Source organism: Gilliamella sp. CG22 (genome assembly GCF_046635725.1).
Taxonomy (GTDB): domain Bacteria; phylum Pseudomonadota; class Gammaproteobacteria; order Enterobacterales; family Orbaceae; genus Gilliamella; species Gilliamella apicola_I.
This window is the reverse complement of record NZ_JBIDFK010000004.1, coordinates 265218-273484: the sequence shown is the minus strand read 5'-3', so window position 1 is coordinate 273484 and position 8267 is coordinate 265218. Positions and strand designations below refer to the sequence as shown.

Annotated in this window: 5 protein-coding genes and 1 tRNA gene; 5 read left to right on the top strand and 1 reads right to left on the bottom strand. The window is 32.4% G+C overall.

The window, feature by feature from the left end:
- Window positions 1–507 precede the first annotated feature (507 nt).
- The 5 genes from ACGH46_RS05830 to ACGH46_RS05810 all read left to right on the top strand — a co-directional run bounded on the left by ACGH46_RS05830 (window position 508) and on the right by ACGH46_RS05810 (window position 5915).
- Window positions 508–918, top strand: coding sequence for a hypothetical protein (locus tag ACGH46_RS05830; RefSeq protein WP_065558183.1), 411 nt, complete (start codon window positions 508–510; stop codon window positions 916–918).
- Window positions 919–1588: 670 nt separating this feature from the next.
- Window positions 1589–2044, top strand: a complete 456-nt coding sequence (locus ACGH46_RS05825; protein WP_411604690.1) for a hypothetical protein — start codon at window positions 1589–1591, stop codon at window positions 2042–2044.
- Between the two features lie 407 nt (window positions 2045–2451).
- Window positions 2452–3414, top strand: coding sequence for a tRNA dihydrouridine(20/20a) synthase DusA (gene dusA / locus ACGH46_RS05820; RefSeq protein ID WP_267359622.1), 963 nt, complete (start codon window positions 2452–2454; stop codon window positions 3412–3414).
- Between the two features lie 110 nt (window positions 3415–3524).
- Window positions 3525–5540, top strand: coding sequence for a DNA helicase Rep (gene rep, locus ACGH46_RS05815; protein WP_411604687.1), 2016 nt, complete (start codon window positions 3525–3527; stop codon window positions 5538–5540).
- A 298-nt stretch (window positions 5541–5838) separates the two neighbouring features.
- Window positions 5839–5915 (top strand) — tRNA-Arg (locus ACGH46_RS05810).
- A 1493-nt stretch (window positions 5916–7408) separates the two neighbouring features.
- Here the strand turns inward: ACGH46_RS05810 and ACGH46_RS05805 are convergent.
- Entirely contained in the window at window positions 7409–8179 is a 771-nt protein-coding gene (locus ACGH46_RS05805; protein WP_411604684.1) for a KilA-N domain-containing protein, read from the bottom strand.
- Window positions 8180–8267 lie beyond the last annotated feature (88 nt).

Below are 8267 nucleotides of genomic sequence, written 5' to 3'. Positions count from 1 at the left end.
AAAAAATAAATTAAATTTTTAATTTATTTTACCCCCCAGTTATTGATTTAACTGGGGTTTTTATTGAATGATATAAGGGTTCATTGCCTTGAAATTATCAATCATATTGCATCTAATTAACCCAAAGTTACCTTGATATAAAACTAAAATTATCTACAAATTTTACACAATTCATTTCACTCCACTTTCAATAAAAAAGCTATTTTATTAGCTGAAAACCTATGACTAATTAAAATCAATTGGGATGATAACTGGCTAATTCAGTTAATATTAACGCTGATTGCGTTTTGATTGAAAGCTAAATTGATTCAATATAGTTTAATAAACTAACTGAAGAAATAAAAAAATGATTACTGTAGAATTGAGTAAAAAACCTTAGGTATTAAAAAATATTGAAATTTCAGAATTATTGGTTTAGTATAAAAGTAGGTTAGTCTAATTCACAATGTTGAGTTATATAACTACCTACTGGTGAAGTATTCACAAATTTAATTAATTTATTCCATTATGTCAAATTTTGTAATAATCGGATTTTTATCCGAACAAGAAGAAGAGGGAGTATCAATAGCAATATTGATGGAACCTGATCGTTCGATTGTTAAATTAGTAGCAATGCGAAACGGCAAGAAAATTGAAGGTACTATTGAAGTTAAATTAACCTCAAAGGATTTTGATAGACTGTTATATGATTATCCAGATCCAACAGAGCGTAAGTATTATGTCTATGGCTTGTGTAAAGTAAATAAAAATGTATTATATCCTAATACGTTTCGTACTGTACCGAGAAATCATAGAACGCTAGAACATGTATTTATACATATACTCTTCCTTATTTGTATATCTGGAATTCTGGCTTGTTTACTCTTTGGTTTAGGTAAATTTGTTCTATATATAGTAGAATTATTTTCTTGGCCATAGTTTTGGAATTTTATTAATTCAACAAAATAAACCTCAGTTATTTAACTGAGGTTTATTATTAAAGTTTGGTCTTTCATGAATAGTTATCATTATTGCGCAACAAATTAAAATTCTATAGCAAATAAAGACTACGATGAATAAATAGGTTACTCGTATAAATATGATACTTTTAATAACTTTAAGACTTTTAACAGGTAATCTTTTAAAGATTTAACAAAACTATTGAATTAATTAAATAACATATCTTTATAAATTATCAATCATATTGCATCTAATTAACCCAAAGTTACCTTGATATAAAACTAAAATTATCTACAAATTTTACGCAATTCATTTCACTCCTCTTTCAATAAAAAAGCTATTTAATTAGCTGGAAATCTATGATTAATTAAAATCAATTGGGATGATAACTGGGTAATACAGTTAATATTAACGCTGATGGTGTTTTGATAAAAAGCTAAATTGATTCAATATAGTTTAATAAACTAACTAAAGAGATAAAAAAATTATTACTGTAGAATTGAGTAAAACAGTTTGGGGGATTAAAAAAATATTGAAATTTAACGATTATCGGTCTAACATAAAAACAGGTTAGTCTAATTCACAATGATGAATTATATAACTACCTACTGGTGAAGTAATTCACATGCCTAATTAAAAAAATTGCATTATGTCAGATTGTAAAATCATCGGATTTTTATCCGAAAACAGTGAAAGGGGAGTATCAATAGCAATATTGATGGATCCTGATCGTTCAATTGTTAAATTAGTAGCAATGCGAAACGGCGAACAAATTGAAGGTACCATTGGAGTTGAATTAACTTCAAAGCGTTTTGATAGACTGATAGATGATTATCCTGATCTAAAGAAACGTAAGTATCATGTCTATGGCATGTGTAAAGTGGATTACAATGTATTATATTCTGATTCATCTGATGAAACCACAAATGAAATTAGTTCAAATTCTAATGATCATCTACGGATTCAAAATAAAATCGTAGATGCACTTGCAACTACTTTGGCGTTTCTTTTCCTAATAGGATTAGTGTGTATTTCTGTTTATCTTATAGGCAAATTCGTACTTGCTGTATTAGTGTACATTTTTGACCATTTGAAATTTGATTAATCTAACCAAATAAACCTCAGTTATTTAACTGGGGTTTATTGTTATAGTTTGTTCTTTCATAAATAGTTATCATTATTGCGCAACAAATTAAAATTCTACAGCAAATAAAGACTACGATGAATAGATAGGTTACTCGTATAAATATGATACTTTTAATAACTTTAAGACTTTTAACAAGTAATCTTTTAAAGATTTAACAAAACTATTGAATTAATTAAATAATATATCTTTATAAATTAAAATCCAATATAACAAGATAAAAAACAAGTTAAATTATGTACTTTTTATTGATACACTTCTAAATTAAACACAAAACCCTAACATCATTGTATTCTATGTTTTATGATAGAATATATGTTTAGTTATTTGCTTCATAATTTAATTACCGCTTTAAATCTGGTACATAAATGAAATCAACAAACAATAAATTTTCTGTAGCGCCCATGCTCGATTGGACCGATAAACATTGTCGGTATTTTCATCGGATATTGACCAAACAAACTTTACTGTATACCGAAATGGTAACAACAGGAGCAATCTTATTTGGTAAAGGGAATTACCTTGATTTTAACGTCGATGAACATCCTATTGCTTTACAACTTGGCGGAAGTGATCCCAATGCATTAGCACAGTGCGCTAAATTAGCTCAAAATCATGGTTATGATGAAGTAAATCTTAATGTTGGCTGCCCTTCAGATCGCGTTCAAAATGGCATGTTTGGTGCGTGCTTAATGGGAAATGCTGATTTAGTGGCTAAATGTATTGAGTCCATGCAAGAACAAATTGATATCCCCGTAACGGTTAAAACACGAATCGGGATCGATGATCTAGATAGCTACGCTTTTTTATGCCAATTTATTGAAACAGTGCTACCTTATACTAACACGTTTATTGTACATGCACGTAAAGCATGGTTATCCGGACTTAGCCCTAAAGAAAATCGTGAAGTTCCACCACTTGACTATGAACGAGTTTATCAACTCAAACGAGATTACCCTAACTTAACTATAGCCATCAATGGTGGTGTTAAAACGATCGACGAAATAAAACACCATTTAAATTATGTTGATGGCGTCATGGTGGGACGAGAAGCCTATCAGAATCCCATGTTATTAGCACAAATTGACTCCCAAATCTTTGGCTTAGATACGCAACCCATAGATCCAATAGCGGCAATACGATGTCTTTATCCTTATATCGAACAACAACTTTTACAAGGTGCTCAACTTAATCACATTATGCGTCATACATTGGGTATTTTTAATGGACAAAAAGGTGCAAAACAATGGCGACGCTATCTTAGCGAAAATGCACATAAAAAAGGGGCAGGGATTGAAGTTGTCGAACATGCTTTAAACTTTATTCAGTAACATTGCCAGCGTCATCCTGTTATTATGGTTGTTTAAAAATTAAGCGTAATTGCAGGTGACAAGCAAATCGTTATATACTATTAAGCCATTTTCATGAAGGTCTAAATTCTGTGCGGTTAAATACAAGTCAGCAACAAGCTGTTGAATATGTTTCTGGCCCTTGCCTGGTCTTAGCCGGTGCAGGTTCGGGAAAAACACGGGTTATAATAAACAAAATTGCTTACTTAATTCGTGTTAAGGAATATTTGCCACGCCACATTGTTGCTGTGACCTTTACCAACAAAGCCGCGCGTGAAATGAAAGAGCGTATTGCTCAATCACTCAGCAAACAAGAGGCAAGAGGGCTCAAAATCTCGACTTTTCATACACTGGGTTTGGATATTGTTCGTCGAGAATATAAACATCTTGGCATTAAAGCTAACTTTTCCTTATTTGATGATCATGATCAAACGGCATTACTTAAAGAACTGACTCAACAATGGTTAGATGGCGATAAAGATCTCATAAATCAATTGCGTTCAACTATTTCGAATTGGAAAAATGATATTGTCGACTCAACAATAGCCATAGCTAGGGCTCAAACCAACAAAGAAAAGTTATTTGCTCATTGTTATCAGCTTTATGAAAAACAATTAAAAGCTTGCAGTATATTGGATTTTGATGATCTTATCTTATTGCCTACCTTATTATTAAAAAATAATGAAGAAGTTCGAGAAAAATGGCAAAATCGAGTTCGTTATCTTCTTATTGATGAATATCAAGATACTAATACCAGTCAATATGAATTCATTAAATTATTAGTCGGTAATCGAGCCAAATTTACTGTTGTAGGCGATGATGATCAATCGATCTACTCATGGCGAGGAGCCCGCCCTAAAAATTTAATTTTACTCCAACAAGATTTTCCTAATCTAGAAGTTATAAAACTCGAACAAAATTATCGATCTTCCGGGAGAATTTTAAAAGTTGCAAACATTTTAATTGAAAATAATCCCCATATATTTGAAAAAAAACTATTTTCAGAACTGGGTTATGGTGAACAGCTTAAAGTTATCTCTGCCGATAGCGAAGAGTCCGAAGCCGAAAAGGTGATTAATGATTTAATTGGTCATCGATTTGCGAATAACAGCCAATATGGTCAATATGCAATTTTATATCGTGGAAATCATCAAGCCAGATTGATCGAAAAAATGTTAATGCAATACCGGATCCCTTATCGAATTTCGGGGGGGACTTCCTTTTTTGCTCGAACTGAAATTAAAGATCTCATGGCCTACCTGCGATTATTGACAAATCCCGATGATGATAATGCGTTCATACGCATTATCAACACGCCAAAACGTGAAATAGGGCCAGTCACGATCCAAAAACTAGGGGAATGGGCAAATCATCGAGCTGTCAGTTTATATCAAGCAAGTCATGATATGGGATTTACGGAAGTATTATCTGGCAAACGAATGGAAACGCTACAACTCTTTATTCAATGGTTTGATTCACTAATTCAAAAATCCCATAATGAACCCATGGAAGCTATTCACGAGTTACTGCATGGAATCCATTATGAAAGTTGGATTTATGAAACATCGCCTTCACCAACCGCAGGACAAATGCGAATGCGCAATGTAGAGCAATTAATCAGTTGGTTAAATGATATGTTACAAGGTGATGACATTGACGAAGGCATGACACTTGAACAAGCTGTAGCAAGATTTACCTTACGGGATATGCTAGAACGCAACGAATCCGAAGAAGAACTCGATCAAGTTCAGCTTATGACGCTTCATGCATCTAAAGGACTAGAATTTCCTTATGTTTATTTGGTCGGCATGTCTGAAGGGGTTTTACCGCATCAAAACAGTATTGATGAGGACAATATAGAAGAAGAGCGCCGTCTTGCTTATGTTGGCATTACCCGTGCACAACAAGAACTCACTTTTTCCTTTAGTCGTCAACGCAAACAATTTGGCGAAACAGTCTACGTAGAGCCAAGCCGTTTTTTGCTGGAACTTCCTCAAGATGATCTCAATTGGATAGATGAACGAACAAAATTATCCCCTGAGAAGAATATGCAACAAGGACAAAGCAGACTTGCTATGTTAAAAGCGCAGATAGCCAATGCTAAATAAATATCAATTACAATTAAACTTGATTCGAAAAAATTTAAAAACAGGCGGAAAAAAGCAGATAGAAATTTAAAATTAAAATTTCCAAATAGAAAATGTTTAAGTGATCGATAGAAGTTAAATAAAACCGATAAACAGGTAACCTAAAAATACCGTTATAACGATTAGCAAATATAGACAAATAAAACGATAAATTGATGATATTTTGATAATCTAAGCAGACAAACGACTAAAAATCATTGACGGATCGAAATAGCTTTATATAATACACAGCGTTAAATCAACAAATCAATGATAACATGTCTCCTTAGCTCAGCTGGATAGAGCAACGGCCTTCTAAGCCGTAGGTCACAGGTTCGAATCCTGTAGGGGACGCCATTTCATCAATGACTCACAATGCCCGACCAGGATTAAATCCTTATCTAGACTATACTTTTTATAGTTTCCAACACGACCTAGTACGATCATGAACGATTGACAATGCCAATCTATTAACGGTATAGTTACGGTAAATTCTAATACAGCAACAAAAAATACTGTAAATAGGCTAATTGTAAAAGCCATTGAATCTGCAAAGCCAAGACAAACATCCAGTAGAACAAGCCAAATAATCCACCTAGATTCACCACGTATGTGCAAAGTAAGGTGAAAATTAATCTTGCAGTTTATTAACTCATAAACTTTCTAAAACCTATCTTTGATTTTCACATTAACAAAATTTTTTTAGTCATAATCATCTCTAAAAAAGCCCTCAAAAGAAGGCAAAGTATATAAGATGCTCGCCTTTTCGAGCTATCAGTATTCATAAATTCACCCGTAAATAATTTTGTGAATAATGTATTTGGCTGTATAGTGTGCTTTATTTATACACGAGAAACAGATATGAATATATTTAAGAGATTAGTGAAAGGCGATCTAGGCCTAGCTGTAACTTTTTGGGTGTTCGGTGTTTTATTTAGTGTGATTCTAATTGTAATTTATTTTGCAATTACTTCTATTTTCAACGCATATCACGTTCCAACATCGTTTAGAATTAGCGTAATTTTATTTATTTATTCAATTAATTTTTTAAATTCGATTCTGGTTCTTGTCGGTTTATTTAATCTATTAAAAAATAATGGCGTTACTTATTGGAGAGTGATAGCTATGGTTGTTTGGTTATGCGCGACAGCATATTCAGTCTATGATGACAGCTGCGACATACTACATTTAGTTACGCAGTAGTCTTGCAACTGTTTACATCTGTATTTTTAACATGTAAGCACTCTGAAGCGTTATAAATCGAAGCATGTAATTAGAAAAATTCTCTAATTATTAGGCCATCCATTAAGGTGGGGTGACCAACATCAATTCTGTTCAAATTAGATATCTCTCACTGAAGGGCATTTATTTTGAATATTATCTAGACCATTCAGCCTGTGTGGTGGTTTACTTTCACAGTTTATCATGTCACCCTTCACTAAGCGGGATCAGCAAACAGTAATCGCCTCTAATCACTGGTTACTGCATAATCGTAGCAATTTATTTACTAAAGAACTTGGTGTCTCGAGGCTAGAAGTGATTAGGTCGCTTAACCAATGTGTGCTGTTGATAATTATTCTCAATAACTTCTGTGTGATCATATGTCCTAATTAGCTATTTTAATATTTTTAACTTTTTAAATAAATTGTATTTTTTCTCTAACTATATTGCTGACTTCTTTTATTTTGATGTCAAAATATAATTCAATTTCATTAAGAATAATTAGATATCGTAATATTATTTGTTTATTGTACACGCCGTGCAATAAATGTTAGTGAGTACAAATTTTAGGCATATCTAAACCGCATCGTGCGGTTTGAATATGGATTTTTAATACTGATATTGAGCATTTATTTTGGTAAACGCAATATAATATCTTGTAATACAGATATAGCCTTTTCATCCCTTTTCTTAAAGTAATCGATTGATTTATAGTTGATCCAATTATTTAATTCAATATTGAATTTAGTTATTATTTCATTTGGATATAGTCTTGCTTTAACTGGTTGTCTTTTCCCATCATCAAAGACATGTTCATATGTCGGGAAATTTGTTGGATCATAGCCATTGTTGCTAAGCCAATTGCTAAACATTTTACCTAATGCTATGTCTGGCATTATATTGTTAGGAATAGTATAACCTCTTTGCTCTAAAGGCGCTAACAGTTTTAAAGTCATTTGGTCAAGCATGGAAAAGTGTGTTGGCGGGATTTTTTCTCTATTTATTAAATATCTTTTAATATGGAAAGGTAGATTGGAATAATTTTCGTGTTTACCGCTCATCCAATCAACAACCCATTTTGATATTAAAACAGCAAATTGAGGAGATGCCCATTGACCTAGATTAATTGCCACTTGTGGATGGACCCATACTCCTTGATTTTTTGGTGCTCCTTTATTAACCGTATGAATTAATTCAGAAACATTAATCTTTATTTCGGAAGAAAGGGCAATTAAGAAATCAGTTGTTTGCTTTAATCCGACATAATCATTTAATTTTTTGCCGCACGACTTACAAATAGCAGTAGCATTAACATATCCATCGAAAGCTCGTTGTGGTATTACATCAGTTCCTGTTTTATGTACTATGAGTGGGAAATCAAAAGCTAATTGTTTATCCATAATTTCATCCATTATAAATTTATTTTTTAAACTTTGTACACTACTTTAAATTGTTTGTGTTATCTATTTTATTGCAAGAAAAACCACC